Genomic DNA, 15,913 nt, shown 5'->3' on the forward strand with positions numbered 1-15,913 from the left:
GTTCGCTACTCAGCGTCTTCGTTTTGCTTCTCCGCGTCGTTGTTTCGGTTCTCCTCGTTGCCGTTGTGATGGAGTTCGAGCGCTTCGGGCACCGTCAACTCACCGCTGGCAACCCGCCGGGCCAGCGCTTCGTCGATGGCCCGGTTGGTCTCGCTGTACTCGCGCGAGCGGTCTTTGATTACCTGTAGCTCACCCGCTGTCGGTTCGATTTCTCGTGTTTCGACGGGTTCGCCCTCGAGGCGGGCAATGTTGACTGCAGCCAGCACGTCACCCATGCCACGCGCACCGGTGCCCAGGTACGGCGTCGTCCCCGTCTCGTCGACCAGTTCGACGCGGACGTCCTCGAGGTCGGAGACGAGTTTTGCTCCCTCGATTCGAGAGCCGTCGCCCACGCGAACCACCGGGTCGACCGGGTTGCCCTCGCGAACTTCCCGATGGATCACCTCGACGGCGTCGCCAATCGGCACCTGAAAGGCGGCGACGACGGTCTCGCCCGCCAGTACGGCGATGCCGGGGTTTCGACCGGGGTCAACCCCGATAATCGTGCGGCCGCCACCACCTCGAACGGTCGCCAGCGCTTCGTCGACGGCCGCCCGAATCGCGTCGGGGTCAGCGACGATCACTGACACCCCTTCGTCCGCGAACGATTCGGCGTGTTCGGCCCCGGTGACGATCACCGTCGTCGACTCCGGGAGGTCGTCGTCCGGTTCGACGGTCGTAAACGTCGCTCCCCGGTCGCGAAGTTCGTTGACGACCCCGTGGTACACTTCGAAATCGGCTGTGGCGACGACGATCACACTCGTCTTTGGCGTTCCACGGAATAAAGTGTGTTCGCCCTCAGGCATTCGTTGAGCGGTATTCTTTCCGCCTCGAGGTTCCACACTCGAGTCATGCGAACCAGCGTCACAGCCCGTTTTCGGGGCCTTTTTTATCACCGCCGGGAAAGGTCGACCGTGAACGACGAGGCTATCCCGACCGGCTGTGGACCAGTCGATTCGCTGCTCGAGGGTGGATTCGAACGCGGGGCCGTCACCCAGGTGTACGGGCCGCCAGCGTCGGGAAAGACGAATATCGCGCTCTCTGCGGCCGTCGAGACAGCCGCGAACGGGGGTACCGCCGTCTACATCGACACCGAGGGCGTCTCCGTCGACCGGTTCGAACAGCTGTTACGAGCCAGAACCGACGACGTGGAAGCGGTCGCCTCGAACATCGTCATCGAAGACGCCTACGACTTCGGCGAACAGGCCGAAGCCGTCCGCGACGCGGCCGATTTCGCCGAACGGGCCGACCTGATCGTCCTGGACAGCGCCACCGGCTTTTATCGTCTCGAGCGTGGCGACGACGGCGAGGCAGGGGACGCCCTCCGCCAGGTCGCCAATCAGATCACACACCTGCTCTCGCTCGCGCGCAAACACGACCTCGCCGTGGTCATCACGAACCAGGTGTTCGCCGACCCTGACAGCGACCGCACCCGTCCGCTCGGCGGCAATACCCTCGAACACTGGACCGGCGTCGTCGTCCGTCTCGACCGGTTCCGCGGCGGCAACCGCCGTGCGACGCTGACCAAACACCGCTCGAAAGCCGCCGGTGACTCCGCGACGTTCCGCATCACGGGCGACGGCCTCGAGGGGGCCGACGAACCCGCGCGACTGAACGGTTGAACGGCGGTTTTCCCTCCGAAAGAACGAGCCAAAAGGACGATGCCACGACCGAAGGCGACTCGAGCCGCCAAATAATGAAGCTGGCTACAGTTCGTTCAGTTTGCGGAGCAACTGACCGCGGTACTCCTCGTCGCTTCTGACGCCTTTCAACTCGAGGACGTTGCGCTCGAGTTTGTCCAGCGCGACGCGGAAAGCGTTCTCCGCGCCGTAGCCCTCACCGGACCCGGCGACCTGTGATTTGTTGGTACGCAGGCGAATCTGACACTGGATGAGCGGAGTTCCGCGCAGTTTCTCTTTGTGCTCGTGGAAGCGCACGTGTGCGTGCTGAACCTGCATATCGGCGTACTTGTCCGCGACCTGCTCGATGCTCTGGGTGATCGATTCCCGGCTGATAGTGTCCATCAACGAGATGTTCGTAATCTGGACATCCATGTGCTCTTCTTCGGTGAACGTCAACGCGCGGAGGACGTCCGTTTTCGTGACGACACCCTGAATCACGCGGTCGTCGTCTGCCGGGGTAACGACAAGGCCGGCGTAGTCGTGCTCGAGCATCGTTTCGACCGCCTCTTTGGCCGTCGCGTCGGGCGTCGTCGTGACGACCGGACTGTTCATGATATCGTAGATTGGGACGTCGAGCATCCGGTCGTTGTCGCCGACGCGGTCGCCGGTGGTCATCCGTTCGTTCTGTCGGATGACGAAGTCGGCGATGTCGTGGGTGGTGACGACACCGGTCAGGTAACCGTTTTCGTTGACGACCGGCAGTCGCGAAATACCGTGCTCGCGGAGGTGATTGATGGCCTTGCCCACTCCGTCACCTTCCTCGAGTCGGACGGGTTCTTCAGTGTAGAGGTCGGTTACCGTCAGCGCGTCGAGATTGTCGAGGACGGCCCGCAGCAGGTCGTTGTCCGTGATGACGCCCCAGAGTTCGTCGTGTTCGAAAACGGGCGCGACTTTGGTATTGCCCTCGACGAGCACGCGTGCGACCTCGCGGACGTCTTCGTGTCGGTCGACTTTGGGTGATGGGTTGTTACGGCTCGGTTTGATCAGGGCCGCGACCTTGGCGTCGTCCTCGACGTGTGACTGGAGGACCTCTCGTTCGCTGATGACGCCAGCGTACGAGCCGTCATCGATGACGATCAGTCCCTTGGGATTGCCGTTCTCAAACATCGAACGAACCTTCCCCATTCGCGTTCCAACATCGACTTCGATGTACTCCGTCGTGGCGATATCAGCGATATTCATCGTTTCACTCTCCATTACTCTCGCGGAACTATTTAAGATACCGCCAACCGCTTCGCCCCTAGAATGACCGTGTGGCTTTTGTACGCTCGAACGGATTGCCGGTATCTTGTGTGCTCGAGCGGACACGGCAACACGACTCCGACAACGTGGTTTGCCCCAGTAGCTATAGGTGATCGTTTCCTGTGTTGGATATGGCTCGAGACATTAGCGTTTTCGGACGATACACCTACCTCCTGACCGAAGTTTTCTGGGGAACAATCGCCTTCCTGTTGTTGCGCCGCGCCGGCGCGCTCAGACGGGCGGCCGTCACCATCCTCGCGCTGTATCCCATCGCCTACTTCTGGGACTGGTATACCCTCGAGGTTGGCGTCTTCGACATTCCGCTTCGAACCGGAATCGAAATCGGAGGCATCCCGCTCGAGGAACATCTCTTTATGGCCGTTGTTCCTGGCCTCGTCATCGGTTTTCACGAAAACATTCACGCGGACGACGACCAGCCCCAGGACGGGAGATGAGACGTCTCGACACGTCGAACACTCACGGGAAGCCGACTGACTTATGAAAGACACGCTACCAGTAGGGGTATGAAACGGACTGGTGGCCGTTCGAACGGAGTACGTGACCGTGGTTCACACAGCGGTTCGAGCAGTCGAGATACAGAGACAGCGACCGAGAGGGGTGCACTCGAGGTTGGCAAACTCTTCGTCGCCATCGGCGTTCTCAGCGCGCTGGTGCTCGCTGGTGCGCTCGTCGGCCCGCAGGCCCTGGCGACCGCGGAGGACGTCACCGGTACTGGTGACGACGCACAGATCCCCGACGCTGGCGACCGCAACCCCGAGCTCACGGACCCCGGCGACCCTGGTGAAACGACCTACCAGACTGATGAAGCGGTCGTCTCCTCCGATGCGGTCGAAGATCACATCCACGATATCGCCAACGAGAAGCGTGCCGAACACGGCCTCGAGCCGCTGGACTGGGACGGCACCGTCGCGTCGGTCTCACGCGCACACAGCTGGGACATGTACGAGACGGGCGAGTTCAGCCACATCAATACCGACGGCGAGTCGCCACACGAGCGCTTCCAGGCCGTCGCCGACTACTGTCAGGTGTACGGTGAGAACATCGCCGAAACGAGCGTCGGACAGCCCGTCGAACGGGCCTCAGACGGCGAGACCGTCGAACACCAGACTGCCGAGGAACTCGCCGGCGGTATCGTCGACCAGTGGATGAACTCCCCCGACCATCGCGCAGCCATCCTCGAGGAGGATGTCGACGGCTGGGACCGTGGTGGTGTCGGCATATACATTTCCGACGAGGGGCGAGTGTTCGCGACGCATAACTTCTGTACGCTCCGGTGAACCGATTGTAGGGACGGTTATTTGTTGTTCATGCTTTGAATACTCTTACAGTGTCGAGTCCACGAGTATGACGTGAGTATGTCGACACCGTCGGCACAGGAGGTCCGCGAAGTCGGGACAGCGATCGCTCGAACGGCCAAAGACCGCGAAATCTCGTTTTTAGCGGCGAGTTTTGCGTACTACGCGTTCGTCTCCCTGATTCCGATGGTGATTCTCGCGCTTGCGCTCGGCTCGCTCATCGGCGGTCAACAACTCGCCGAGCGACTCGTCGTCCTCGCCGGAGACTTCCTTCCACAGGCGGGCGAAGACATCCTGCTCGAGGCGTTGACGACCGAGGCTGGACGAACGCAGGCGACAGTGGTCGCACTCGTCGTCTCGACGTGGGGTGCGCTGAAGGTCGTGCGTGGACTCAGTCTCGCGTTCGACCAGGTGTACGGGTCGGCCGGGAAAGATTCGCTTGCGACGCAAATTCGCGATGGAATTACCGTCCTTCTGGCCGGGATTCTCGCACTCCTGTTGATGATCTTACTCGGGATCATCATCGGTTTTCTGGCCGGACGCGTTCCGTTCGGGAGACTCCTGAGTTGGCTCGGACTGCTGGTCGGTCTCGTCCTCGTTTTTACGCCGATCTACTATGTGCTCCCCCCGGTCGACGTGACACCGTCGGAAATCCTCCCCGGTGTCGTGTTCACCGCCACCGGCTGGGTCGTCCTCCAGTTCGGCTTTCAGGTGTACGCCGCAAACGCCGGCCAGTACCAGGCCTACGGCGTCCTCGGTGCGATAATCCTGTTCGTCACCTGGCTCTACTTCGCCGGCATCTTGCTGTTACTGGGTGCCGTGATTAACGTCGTCCTCTCGAGACCAGACCTCGCAGGTGGATAGGGGTCGTTGGCCCCTCGAGACGTCCACGAATCATCGGAGAGTGAAAAACTCGAGTGGGTACCGGACGGAGAAACCTTATTATCATTCGTGCGCCAGACCGATGCAATGAGCGACGACGAGTCCGCAAGGGAGGGGGTGGCCGACTCGGCCGACGAGACCTCGGGGGAACCTACCGACGAGAGCGAGAGAGAGGACATAGACGAACGCAAACATGACAGGCCCGGTGGTGGCCCAAAACGCGTCGTTTCGAAGACCAGCGTCGACGATATCCTCTCGTCGCTGAACGAGACGAAGCCGGATAGCAAACCGCAGGGGTCCGCGCGCGTCACCCGCTCGAGTAGCGACATCGAATCATCGCTGGACGAGGTGGATGCTTCAAGCGAGGTGGAAGACACCCCCTCCAATCCAGAGAACGAACCGGATGACGCCGGTGACGCTGACAGAACCGAGTCTCAGGCCGCCGAGACCACGACAGGTGACGGCTCGAGCGAAGAAACTGATCCTGGGACGGACACAGTGGCCGACGATTCGCTCGAGGACGAGTCCGACGACGAAACCGACTCTCCTGTCGACGGGCAACGGGCTGATACGGAACCAGCGCCGGGTACCGATCACGAAACGGATGCCGGCGACGAGGAAGCCGAGCCGACCATCGACGCCGACCTCACGGAGCGCATCGAGAGCGGTGCAGTGACCGGCGCAGACGTCCGGGCCGCCGAGGCGGGTGACGGGCGGGAGAAAACACCGGAAATCGACGAAATCGACCTCTCGCTCGACGACCTCGAGGCGACCACGTCGGCCTCGGCATCGACAGCCGAAACGGACGCTGACGCGACAGGAAGTACGGATGGCCCGCTCGCATCGACAGGCCCGAAACCGGATGACGACACCGACACGGAGGAAACTGCAGACGAGGAGACGGGCGGTATCGTCGACAAGATTCGTGGCCTGTTCGGCCGATAACGGTCGTTGGCAACTCGTTTTTCGCTATCGCTCGAGAAACCGCCTGACTGAGTTGGGGCAGATTTGAACTACGTCGAGACATGCTCGCTACGCTGCGCTCGACTCGTCTAATTTAAATCTACCCAACGTAACGGATTTTCGCCTCACAGAATTGTTCGGCGCAAAAATAGTGGGTTGGGGCAGATTTGAACTGCCGGCCTCCTCCATGTCAAGGAGGTGTCATAACCAGACTAGACCACCAACCCGGTTCGTGCGTGCTTTCGCGCTGCAACCAATCGTTGCCCGCCACCCTAATTGAAGGTTTCGAATCGGATGCTGTACGCGAGTGACCACCACAGCCACCTCGTCCGTCGCATGGCTCCGACACGCTTAAGTCGATGTACTTGTTTGAACATTACAAGACAGAATCGTACATTGGTGTCCTCTATGCAATCCTACGTCGAACACGTCACTGACGGCAACGATCTCACACAAGAGGCGGCTCGAGCGGCCTCGAGCGCCATCTTCGAGGAAGCCACACCGGCCCAGATCGGTGCGCTCCTCGCCGCATTACGAGCGAAGGGTGAAACGGAAGCGGAGATCGCCGGCTTCGCGGAAGGCATGCGCGACGCCGCCCGCACGATCGACCCGGACCGTGCGCCGCTGGTCGACACCTGCGGGACCGGTGGCGACGACTACGACACGATCAACGTCTCGACGACGAGTGCCATCGTCGCCGCCGGCGCTGGTGTCCCCATCGCCAAACACGGAAACTACTCCGTCTCGTCGTCTTCGGGGAGCGCGGACGTCCTCGAAGAGGTCGGCGTCACCGTCGATGCCGAGCCCCCGGCCGTCGAGCAGGCAATCGAAACCGACGGCATCGGCTTCATGCTCGCGCCCGTGTTCCACCCCGCGATGAAAGCCGTCATCGGCCCCCGAAAGGAACTCGGTATGCGAACGATTTTCAACGTCCTCGGACCGCTGACGAACCCCGCGAGTGCCGACGCCCAGGTCGTCGGCGTCTACGACCCGGAACTGGTTCCAGTTCTCGCGCGTGCACTCGCCCGAATGGACGTCGACCGCGCCCTCGTCGTCCACGGTGACGGCACCGACGAAATCGCGATCCACGGCGAAACACAGGTCGCCGAAGTCGACGGCGACGCGGTCGAAACCTATACCCTCGAGCCTGGTGACCTCGGCCTCGAGCGAGCCTCCATCGACGCGATCGCCGGTGGCAGTCCCGTCGAGAACGCCGCCGACATGCGCGGTATCGTCGAGGGCGACCTCGAGGGACCAAAACGCGACGTCATCCTGGCGAACGCCGGGGCCGCACTCTACGTGGCCGGTGAAGCTACCTCCCTCGAGTCGGGAGCCGAGATGGCGCTCGAAGCGATCAGCTCGGGCAGTGCGAGTGCGACCCTCGAGCGCCTCTGTGCAGATACGACCGACGCGGTGAGCCGATGACCCGGGTGAAACTCTGTGGTATAACCCGGCAGGAGGACCTCGCGGCGGCCGTCGACGCGGGCGCAGATGCCATCGGTATCATCTGTGACGTGACTGTGGATACCCCACGGGAGGTCACCGTCGAACGGGCGGCCGAACTCGTGGCCGCAGCGCCGCCGCTGGTGACGACGGTACTCGTGACGATGCCCTCAGGACCGGAACGAGCGATCGAGCTCGTGGAGACGGTCGAGCCCGACGCTATTCAGGTTCACGGCGGAATGCGTCCCGGCGACCTCGCCTATCTTCGCGCTAAATCGAACACAGACGTGTTCCTCGCCGTCGACGCCGACGACATCGCGACCGCTGGGGTTTACGACGACATAGCCGACGCCCTGGTCGTCGACTCCGTCGACGAATCCGGGGCCGGCGGGACCGGCGAAACCCACGACTGGGAACAGACACAAAGGGCTATCGCCGACCTCGAGTCACCCGTCTTGCTCGCTGGGGGACTGACGCCCGAAAACGTCGCCGAGGCGATTCGAACCGTCGATCCGTTCGCCGTCGACGTCTCGAGCGGCATCGAAACCGAACCGGGCCGGAAGGACCACGAGGCACTAAGCCGGTTCGTCACCAGCGCACACCACGCCAGCAAAGGGATCGACTCGTCGGTCGACGACCGACGTGTGATAGAATCCTGAACCATTTCGAACCACAGACATGACAGATCACCTCTCACCACCCACCGCGTCGGCATCCGCTTCGACCCCTGCGCTCGACCTCGAGCGAGAGCAGTTCCGCGCGTACGCCGACGAAACCGACCGACAGCACCGTCCGGCCGTTATTCGGGTCGAAGCAACCCTCGACGTTGCGACGACGCCGCTGAGCGCCTATGCCGCACTGACGGGACGAACCGACGTCGAAACGGCCGAGCGCTCACCGTACGCGTTTTTACTCGAGAGCGCCGGCAAAACCGCCTCGAGCGACCCCGATGGCGCGTTCCGCCCCAACTCGAGCAGTACGGACCGCCACGCCCGGTTTTCCTACGTCGGCTACGATCCCGAAGCCGTCGTCACCGTCGACCCCGACGGCACGACCGTCGAGACGTTTGCCGACTCGGTACCGATCGACGTCCTCGACGTGAGTGACGACGTCGACACGCTCGACGTCCTTCGTGAGGCACTCCCCGATGTGCGCCTCGAAAACGTACCCGAGCGCGAACGCCAGCACCTCGAGGGCGGCCTCGTCGGATTTCTCGCCTACGACGCGGTCTACGACCTCTGGCTCGAGGAGGTCGGCCTCGAACGCCCCGACTCACGGTTCCCCGACGCCCAGTTCGTTCTGACGACCAAAACGCTCGTCTTCGACGACAACGACGACTCGCTGTCGCTCGTCTTCACGCCCATCGTCGGCGCGAACGACGACCCCGACGAGGTCTACGACGAATTGCTGGCCGAAACAACAGCAGTCTGCGAAACGCTCGAGTCAGCAGCCCCGCTCGAGACAGGGGGGTTCGTCCGACACGGCGAGACTGCAGGCCCACAGCCAGCATACGAAGACGCCGTTCGGCGCGCCAAAGAACACGTTCTCGACGGCGACATCTATCAGGGCGTCATCTCCAGGCGACGCGAGATAGCCGGCGAGGTCGACCCGCTGGGCTTCTACGAGTCGCTTCGGGCAGTCAATCCATCCCCGTATATGTATCTCCTCGAGCACGACGACCTGACCGTCGTCGGAGCCAGCCCTGAGACGCTCATCTCCGTTCGGGGCCAGAAGATCATGTCCAACCCAATTGCCGGCACCTGCAAGCGTGGTTCGAGCCCCGTCGAAGACCGCCGACTGGCCGGCGAGATGCTCGCCGACGGGAAAGAGCGGGCCGAGCATACCATGCTGGTCGACCTGGCCCGAAATGACGTCCGCCGGGTGGCCGAACCCGGTTCGGTTCGCGTCGACGAGTTCATGAACGTGCTCAAATACAGTCACGTCCAGCACATCGAGTCGACGGTGACCGGGCGGTTGCGAACCGGCGAAGGTAACGATGAACGGACTGGCACTGAACCGTCGTGTGACGCTTTCGACGCCACTCGCGCAGCGTTCCCTGCTGGCACGCTATCGGGTGCGCCGAAAGTCCGAGCGATGGAGATTATCGACGCGCTCGAGGAGGAACCACGTGGGTTGTACGGTGGCGGCGTCGGCTACTACTCCTGGACCGGCGACGCCGATTTCGCCATCGTCATCAGAACCGCTACGGTCGAAGACGGCGCGTCGCCAGGCGTTCCCTGCGGAGCCGACGAGCAACTCATCACCGTTCGCGCGGGTGCCGGCCTCGTCGCCGACAGTGACCCGACTGCAGAGTACGAGGAGACCGAACAGAAGATGGGCGGCGTGTTGGACGCACTCGAGCGAATCGAAACGACCGAGCACGTGCCTGACGCACCCGAACACACGGAGGGCGAACGATGAGCGAAGCTACCACGGGGTCATCGACCATCGAAGAGCGCCGACCGCACGTTCTCTTTATCGACAACTTCGACTCGTTTACGTACAATCTGGTCGAGTACGTCAGCGAACACGCCGAGACGACGGTGTTGAAAAACACGGCCGACCTCGAGGCAGTTCGTGAGGTTGACCCCGACGCAATCATTATCAGCCCTGGCCCCGGCCACCCCAAAAACGCACGCGACGTTGGCGTCACTATGGACGTCCTCTCCGAGCTCTCGCCCACGATCCCGACGCTGGGGGTGTGTCTGGGCCTGGAGGCCGCCGTCTACGCCTTCGGTGGCGCCGTCGGACGCGCCCCGTCTCCGATCCACGGCAAGGCCTCGCCCATCGATCACGACGGTCGGGGCGTGTTCACCGGCCTCGAGCAAGGATTTCAGGCGGGACGGTACCACTCACTGGTTGCCACCGAGGTCCCCGACTGCCTCGAGGTGACGGCGACGGCACGCCACGACAGCGGGAGCGCAGAAAGCGAGAGCGATGACCAAACAGACGGCGAAACGCTCGTTATGGGCGTCCGACACGCGGAGTACCCGCTCGAGTGCGTCCAGTTCCACCCCGAAAGCGTACTCACCGCTGTCGGACACGACGTCATCGAAAATTTCCTCGAGAACTGTCAGTAGCGGGCTAAGTATCGCTGCCACGCGTCGTCGCGTGATCGAGATCGACGCAGAAATCGACTACTGGCCGTCGTTAAATAATGCCGAGGTAACCGACTGTGTAAATGCCGGCGAGAACCACCGCGGCGATCAATCCGACGCGGATGGCGATTTTGATAGCGAATCTAACTGCGGTAATGACGACGGCGATGAGGGCCAGTGCTGCAAGCGCCATCAGAATTGGTGAACCTGTGATCGGATCCAACATAGCTTGTCTGGCGCACTCAACCTACCTAATAGTTCCGGATGTCGTGACAATCAACGAACACTGAGTCTCGAGAGCGTGGCCTGCGCGATTCGTATCGGATGACAACCAGATACTGTTTGTCACAGGCGACTGATCGGAGACACGCACAAGTGTACGTATACCGTAGGAACGATAATGGAGATGGAATCGATAACTGCGACCGGGAACGTGGTGGTCCATCCTCCGAGGGACTACTTTCAGTCCGGTCTGAAAATCATTAAGACCATCGCGTGTGTAGCCACTGTTAGCCGCGGAGACGGCCACTTCGGCCGTCCCACCCTCACCCGCGACTCGCGAGTGACTTCTACACAACTAATGTGAAGTTAATACAAGTCAGATAGATTTATACCTCTGGATGAATACCAAACCGTCGTCACTACTCATGGAACGGAACATTCGATTCGGTTCGAAAATCGCCAGCCGAAGACGCTGTGCGGTCGAGGTGTCGCGCGCATGAGCGGGTCCGAGCTTACTGCGGACGACATCACACTGCCGATCAAACGCACCGAGGGCGAGACCCTCGAGGAGCGGATGACGGCGAACGCGTATCACAATATTCTCCCCGCACGCTATCTTCGCAAGGACGCAGACGGCGAGCTCACGGAAACGCAGGACGAACTGTTCGAGCGGATCGGCAAGAACATCGCCCTCGCCGAAGCGGTGTACGAAGCCGACAACCAGAATCTCGAAATCTCCGTCAGTCCCGACCAACTCAAGCCGGGCCACCCGCGACGGGACGAACTCGCCGCGGAAGTCTTCGGTGACGGAACGACCGTCGACGATGACGTCGAGACGGTTCTGACCGAACACAACGTCAATAAGTTCGCCTACGACACCGTCGTTCCCGAACTTCCCGAACCCGTTCGTGAACACGTCGACGACGTGGCAGACACCTTCATCGAGGGCATGTCGTCGCTCTCTTTCATGCCGAACTCGCCGACGCTGATGAACGCCGGCGACGAACTTCAACAGCTGTCCGCGTGTTTCGTCATGAGCCCAGACGACGATCTCGCCAACATTCACGAGACCGCAAAGAAGGCCGCGGAGGTCTTCCAGAGCGGTGGTGGCGTCGGCTACGGCTTCTGGCAACTGCGGCCGTTCGGTGACTCGGTCGGTTCGACAGGCGGTATCGCCTCCGGCCCCATCACCTTCATGCGCACCTACGACCAGCTGTGTGAAACTATCGCCCAAGGTGGTACTCGACGCGGGGCCCAGATGGGAATCATGCGCGTCTCCCACCCGGACGTCATCGAGTTCATCCACGCGAAAAACAAAGACGTCTCCCTGGCACACACCCTCCGACTGAACGACCCCGACGATTACACCTACACCACCTTCGCGGAGGCCCTCGAGGAAGCCCGCGAACTGATCGACGACGACGGCAAGGTGCCAAAACACCTGCGGAACGCCGTCGAAGGCCACCTGTCGAACTTTAACATCTCCGTTGGCGTGACCGATTCGTTCATGGAAGCACTCCAGAACGGCGAGGAGTACACCTTCACCAACCCGCGCACGGAGGAACCCCACATCGCCACCGAAGAGACCAAGGAGATGTACGGCCGCTACGACCTCGACGAGTACGTCGAAGTCGGCGAACCACTCTCGGTTCCAGCTGAACTCATCTGGGAGCGCATCGTCGAAGGTGCCCACGAGAACGGCGAACCCGGGGTCATCTACCTCGAGCGAGTCAACAAAGAACACTCATTCGACGTCGAGGAACACCCCGAACATACCATTTTGGCGACAAATCCCTGCGGTGAGCAGCCGCTCGAGGAGTACGAAGCCTGCAACCTCGGTCACATCAACCTCTCGACGCTCGCCGACTTCGACGCCCCCGACTGGCGCGTCTGGTCGGCCGAACACGAAGACGAGTACGATAGCCACGAGGCAGCCGTCGCCGCGTTCCTCGAGGAGGCAATCGATTTCGAAGCGTTCGACGAGCGCATCGAGTACGGGACCCGCTTTTTGGAGAACGTCGTCACCATGTCCGACTTCCCGGTCGAGGAGATCGAACAGACAGTTCGCGACATGCGAAAAATCGGCCTGGGTATCATGGGGCTGGCACAGCTGTACATCCAGCTGGGCATCAAATACGGCAGTGACGAAGGCAACGAAGTCGCCCGCCAGCTGATGACCCACATCAACCACGGCGCGAAGGCCACGAGTCACGAACTCGCGACCGAGCGCGGCTCGTTCAACGACTGGGACGAGTCGAAATACGCGAACCCAACCGAGTACCGCGAGTGGTTCGAACACCAGACCGGCGAATCTGCCGACGACTGGGAAGATGGCTTCCCCATCCGGAACCACAACGTAACGACTATCGCGCCAACGGGAACCACCTCGATGGTCGGCAACACCACGGGTGGCTGTGAGCCGATTTACAACGTCGCCTACTACAAGAACGTCACCGACGACGTCCAGGGCGACGAGATGCTCGTCGAGTTCGACGACTACTTCCTGCGCACGCTCGAGGCAAACGACATCGACGTCGAGGCCGCAAAGCGCGAAGCCCAAGAGCAGATGGCGACCAACCAGTTCAACGGCGTCGAGGGACTCGAGACCGTCCCGGACGCCATCGGCGAACTGTTCGTCATCACGGCAGACCTCTCAGCGAAAGACCACGCAGCCGTCCAGTGTGCCTGTCAGAAAGGTGTCGATTCGGCCATCTCGAAAACCGTCAACGCACCGAACGACTCGACGCTCGAGGACGCCAAAGACGTCTTCGAGTGGGTGTACGAAAACGGCGGGAAGGGCGTCACCTACTACCGTGACGGCACCCGCACCAAGCAGGTACTGACAACGCGAGCAGACAACACCGAGTTCGCCGACGAGACCGAAGCCGCGGAAGCCCTGATCGAACAGATCGACGAGATCTTCGGCGGTCTCGAGCAGTTCCTCGAGCACGACGACGTGCGCGAGGTGCTCGAGAGTGACGGTTTCACCGACACGGCTGTCAAACAGCCGGCAATAGACTTCGCCGAAAAACGCGAGCGACCTGACGCACTCCACGGCGTCAGCCAGCGTATCGACACCGGCTACGGCAAGGTTTACGTCACGATCAACGAAGACCCCGAAACCGGCCAGCCGTTCGAACTCTTCGCGAACATCGGTCACTCCGGCGGCTTCACGAACTCCTTTACCGAGGCCCTGGCGAAAGTCATCTCGACGTCGCTGCGCTCGGGAGTCGACCCCGATGAAGTCGTCGACGAACTCTGTGGGACCCGATCCCCGAAAGTCGCCTGGGACAAGGGCGAGCAGATTCAGTCGATCCCAGACGCGATTGGAACAGCTATGCGACGCTACCTCGACGACGAGATCGACAAACCGTACCCACACCAGCAGACGCTCGAGGAGTCGGCCGACCCGGAAGCCGAAGCCGGTGCTGAGGCGATCGAGTACGAAGACCACGAGACCGACGGCGGCGCGGCAACCGCCGACCGCGAAGACGCAACCCAGGACCTGATCGACGCCGGGGAATCGCCCGAGTGTCCCTCCTGTGGCTCGCTCTCGCTTTACTTCTCGGAGGGCTGCAAGACGTGTGAGTCCTGTGGCTGGAGTGAGTGTTAGGCATCGGCTAGACGCTAACGCTTAATAACCATATTCGCGATTTCTGCCTATGGATCGGGACGTAGTAGAGCCAACGGTGCGTACTGTCCCGGGCGAGGCAGCGCGTTCGTGGATCGAATACCACCACCGCAACGCCGCCCCGAGTGAGTACTCCCACGAATTCGTCTGGGATCGAACCGCACCCGCAGCGGGCCCGTTTTGTACGGACGTCGACGGAAACGTATTCCTCGATTTTACCTGCCACATCGGCGCTGCGCCGCTTGGCTACGACAATCCGAAAATCCTCGAGCCGATGGCCGAGTTCGAACTCGGTGACCCGATGAAAATCGCGGGTCAAGATTTCTACGTCGGCGCCGGTCCTTCGCCCGAGGAGCCGTCTCATCCTGGCCCGAGTCAGCTGATGGATCGACTCGTCGACATCTCGAGTCACTACGACATGGATACGGTCTTTCTCTGTAACAGCGGAGCCGAGGCCGTCGAAAACGCGATGAAAATCGCCCATACGACCGCCAAAGCCCCCAAGTACGGCGTCACGTTCGTCGGTGGGTTCCACGGGCGAACGCTGGGAACCCTCTCGATGACCCGCACCAAATCGGTATACACACGATCGTATCCGGAGCTTGCAGGGTCCAGAACCGTCCCGTTCTGTGAGGACCGAAACTGTACCGCCAAAACGTGTTCGTGTGGTTTTTTCGCCGGCGAACGGTCCCAGCTTGGGCGATTGCTCGAGCCCGAGGGTGGCTACCTCGATCCGTCGGAAATTTCGTTCGTGGTTCTCGAGCCCGTTCAGGGTGTTGGCGGCTACAATTTCCCGAGCGAAGCGTTCATGACGGAAGTTGCTCGCATCTGTGACACCTACGACATCCGCCTGATCGTCGACGAGATTCAGGCCGGAATGGGACGCACCGGAACGATGTGGGCCGCCGATCAGTACCCGATCGAACCCGACGTTATCGCCGCCGGCAAGGCGCTGCGGGTCGGAGCCACGATATCGCGGGCGGACGTCTTCCCCGCCGAGAAAAACCGAATCGGCTCGACGTGGGGCGGCGGCGACGTCCTGTCGGCGCTCCAGGGAGCGCTAACCATCGAGGCCATCGAGGAGTACGACCTGTGTGACAACGCCGTCAACCGCGGGAAACACATGAAAACGCGACTTCGCGAGGCAGAACCGGCAGGAGTCGTCGACGTTCGTGGACGCGGACTCATGATAGCTGTCGAGTTTGACTCCACCAAACGGAGAAATGCGGTCGTCGAAGAAGCCGTCACGCGCGGCCTGCTCACGCTTGGCTGTGGCAAAAAAGCGATCAGGCTGTTGCCCCCGCTCGACGTTACCGAACGAGAGGTCGACCTCGGTGCAGACCTGTTACTCGAATCCATCGAGGCCGCGAGCTAACTCGCGCTGGGCCATCCAAT

The 15,913-nt window shown here is 61.6% G+C and carries 14 protein-coding genes and 1 tRNA gene; 11 read left to right on the forward strand and 4 right to left on the reverse strand.

Annotation, left to right across the window (positions count from 1 at the left end; genetic code table 11):
* Positions 1 to 5: 5 nt before the first annotated feature.
* Positions 6 to 797, reverse strand: coding sequence for a hypothetical protein (locus tag NLK60_RS07345; protein ID WP_254810235.1), 792 nt, complete (start codon positions 795 to 797; stop codon positions 6 to 8).
* Between the two features lie 156 nt (positions 798 to 953).
* Here NLK60_RS07345 and radB point away from each other — a divergent pair, with 156 nt between their 5' ends.
* Positions 954 to 1,661, forward strand: a complete 708-nt coding sequence (radB, locus tag NLK60_RS07350) for a DNA repair and recombination protein RadB (RefSeq protein ID WP_254810236.1) — start codon at positions 954 to 956, stop codon at positions 1,659 to 1,661.
* Between the two features lie 84 nt (positions 1,662 to 1,745).
* On the opposite strand, the gene NLK60_RS07355 is transcribed toward radB, so the two are convergent.
* A complete protein-coding gene (locus tag NLK60_RS07355) occupies positions 1,746 to 2,903 on the reverse strand; it encodes a CBS domain-containing protein (RefSeq protein ID WP_254810237.1) in 1,158 nt (385 codons plus the stop codon).
* A 191-nt stretch (positions 2,904 to 3,094) separates the two neighbouring features.
* On the opposite strand from NLK60_RS07355, the gene NLK60_RS07360 reads away from it, so the two are divergent.
* The 4 genes from NLK60_RS07360 to NLK60_RS07375 all read left to right on the forward strand — a co-directional run bounded on the left by NLK60_RS07360 (position 3,095) and on the right by NLK60_RS07375 (position 6,106).
* The gene (locus NLK60_RS07360) at positions 3,095 to 3,418 is read left to right on the forward strand and encodes a lycopene cyclase domain-containing protein (protein ID WP_254810238.1); all 324 of its coding nucleotides are present in this window, start codon (positions 3,095 to 3,097) and stop codon (positions 3,416 to 3,418) included.
* A 69-nt stretch (positions 3,419 to 3,487) separates the two neighbouring features.
* Positions 3,488 to 4,261, forward strand: coding sequence for a CAP domain-containing protein (locus tag NLK60_RS07365; protein ID WP_254810239.1), 774 nt, complete (start codon positions 3,488 to 3,490; stop codon positions 4,259 to 4,261).
* A gap of 78 nt (positions 4,262 to 4,339) precedes the next feature.
* Positions 4,340 to 5,143 (forward strand): YihY/virulence factor BrkB family protein, encoded by an 804-nt coding sequence (locus NLK60_RS07370; RefSeq protein WP_254810445.1) that lies wholly within the window; start codon positions 4,340 to 4,342, stop codon positions 5,141 to 5,143.
* Between the two features lie 105 nt (positions 5,144 to 5,248).
* Positions 5,249 to 6,106 (forward strand): putative sodium/potassium/calcium exchanger, encoded by an 858-nt coding sequence (locus tag NLK60_RS07375; RefSeq protein ID WP_254810240.1) that lies wholly within the window; start codon positions 5,249 to 5,251, stop codon positions 6,104 to 6,106.
* A gap of 170 nt (positions 6,107 to 6,276) precedes the next feature.
* On the opposite strand, the gene NLK60_RS07380 is transcribed toward NLK60_RS07375, so the two are convergent.
* A tRNA-Val gene (locus NLK60_RS07380) sits at positions 6,277 to 6,351 on the reverse strand.
* 181 nt (positions 6,352 to 6,532) lie between these two features.
* Between NLK60_RS07380 and trpD the strand changes: the two genes are divergently transcribed.
* The 4 genes from trpD to trpG are packed head-to-tail and all read left to right on the forward strand — an operon-like array spanning position 6,533 to position 10,647.
* Positions 6,533 to 7,549: an anthranilate phosphoribosyltransferase gene (gene trpD, locus NLK60_RS07385; RefSeq protein WP_254810241.1), complete on the forward strand. Its 1,017-nt coding sequence runs from the start codon at positions 6,533 to 6,535 to the stop codon at positions 7,547 to 7,549.
* Complete coding sequence (locus NLK60_RS07390; RefSeq protein ID WP_254810242.1) at positions 7,546 to 8,226, forward strand: phosphoribosylanthranilate isomerase; 681 nt, start codon at positions 7,546 to 7,548, stop codon at positions 8,224 to 8,226. Before trpD ends, NLK60_RS07390 begins: the two co-directional genes overlap by 4 nt.
* Before the next feature lie 19 nt (positions 8,227 to 8,245).
* A complete protein-coding gene (gene trpE / locus NLK60_RS07395) occupies positions 8,246 to 9,988 on the forward strand; it encodes an anthranilate synthase component I (RefSeq protein ID WP_254810243.1) in 1,743 nt (580 codons plus the stop codon).
* Positions 9,985 to 10,647: an anthranilate synthase component II gene (gene trpG / locus NLK60_RS07400; protein ID WP_254810244.1), complete on the forward strand. Its 663-nt coding sequence runs from the start codon at positions 9,985 to 9,987 to the stop codon at positions 10,645 to 10,647. Before trpE ends, trpG begins: the two co-directional genes overlap by 4 nt.
* Before the next feature lie 70 nt (positions 10,648 to 10,717).
* Here trpG and NLK60_RS07405 read toward each other — a convergent pair whose 3' ends face one another.
* Positions 10,718 to 10,891, reverse strand: a complete 174-nt coding sequence (locus NLK60_RS07405; RefSeq protein WP_254810245.1) for a DUF8029 family protein — start codon at positions 10,889 to 10,891, stop codon at positions 10,718 to 10,720.
* A gap of 492 nt (positions 10,892 to 11,383) precedes the next feature.
* Between NLK60_RS07405 and NLK60_RS07410 the strand changes: the two genes are divergently transcribed.
* Both NLK60_RS07410 and NLK60_RS07415 read left to right on the forward strand, forming a co-directional pair.
* Complete coding sequence (locus tag NLK60_RS07410; protein WP_254810246.1) at positions 11,384 to 14,500, forward strand: adenosylcobalamin-dependent ribonucleoside-diphosphate reductase; 3,117 nt, start codon at positions 11,384 to 11,386, stop codon at positions 14,498 to 14,500.
* 49 nt (positions 14,501 to 14,549) lie between these two features.
* Complete coding sequence (locus NLK60_RS07415; protein WP_254810247.1) at positions 14,550 to 15,893, forward strand: class-III pyridoxal-phosphate-dependent aminotransferase; 1,344 nt, start codon at positions 14,550 to 14,552, stop codon at positions 15,891 to 15,893.
* Positions 15,894 to 15,913: the final 20 nt, after the last annotated feature.

Origin of the sequence: Natronosalvus amylolyticus (genome assembly GCF_024298845.1) — an archaeon.
Taxonomy (GTDB): domain Archaea; phylum Halobacteriota; class Halobacteria; order Halobacteriales; family Natrialbaceae; genus Natronosalvus; species Natronosalvus amylolyticus.

Excerpts from the sequence above, each read along its gene's own strand:
- NLK60_RS07355 (WP_254810237.1), bottom strand. The coding sequence starts at position 2,903 with ATGAATATCGCTGATATCGCCACGACGGAGTACATCGAAGTCGATGTT.
- NLK60_RS07360 (WP_254810238.1), top strand. The coding sequence starts at position 3,095 with ATGGCTCGAGACATTAGCGTTTTCGGACGATACACCTACCTCCTGACC.
- NLK60_RS07365 (WP_254810239.1), top strand. The coding sequence starts at position 3,488 with ATGAAACGGACTGGTGGCCGTTCGAACGGAGTACGTGACCGTGGTTCA.
- NLK60_RS07370 (WP_254810445.1), top strand. The coding sequence starts at position 4,340 with ATGTCGACACCGTCGGCACAGGAGGTCCGCGAAGTCGGGACAGCGATC.
- NLK60_RS07375 (WP_254810240.1), top strand. The coding sequence starts at position 5,249 with ATGAGCGACGACGAGTCCGCAAGGGAGGGGGTGGCCGACTCGGCCGAC.
- trpD (WP_254810241.1), top strand. The coding sequence starts at position 6,533 with ATGCAATCCTACGTCGAACACGTCACTGACGGCAACGATCTCACACAA.
- NLK60_RS07390 (WP_254810242.1), top strand. The coding sequence starts at position 7,546 with ATGACCCGGGTGAAACTCTGTGGTATAACCCGGCAGGAGGACCTCGCG.
- trpE (WP_254810243.1), top strand. The coding sequence starts at position 8,246 with ATGACAGATCACCTCTCACCACCCACCGCGTCGGCATCCGCTTCGACC.
- trpG (WP_254810244.1), top strand. The coding sequence starts at position 9,985 with ATGAGCGAAGCTACCACGGGGTCATCGACCATCGAAGAGCGCCGACCG.
- NLK60_RS07405 (WP_254810245.1), bottom strand. The coding sequence starts at position 10,891 with ATGTTGGATCCGATCACAGGTTCACCAATTCTGATGGCGCTTGCAGCA.
- NLK60_RS07410 (WP_254810246.1), top strand. The coding sequence starts at position 11,384 with ATGAGCGGGTCCGAGCTTACTGCGGACGACATCACACTGCCGATCAAA.
- NLK60_RS07415 (WP_254810247.1), top strand. The coding sequence starts at position 14,550 with ATGGATCGGGACGTAGTAGAGCCAACGGTGCGTACTGTCCCGGGCGAG.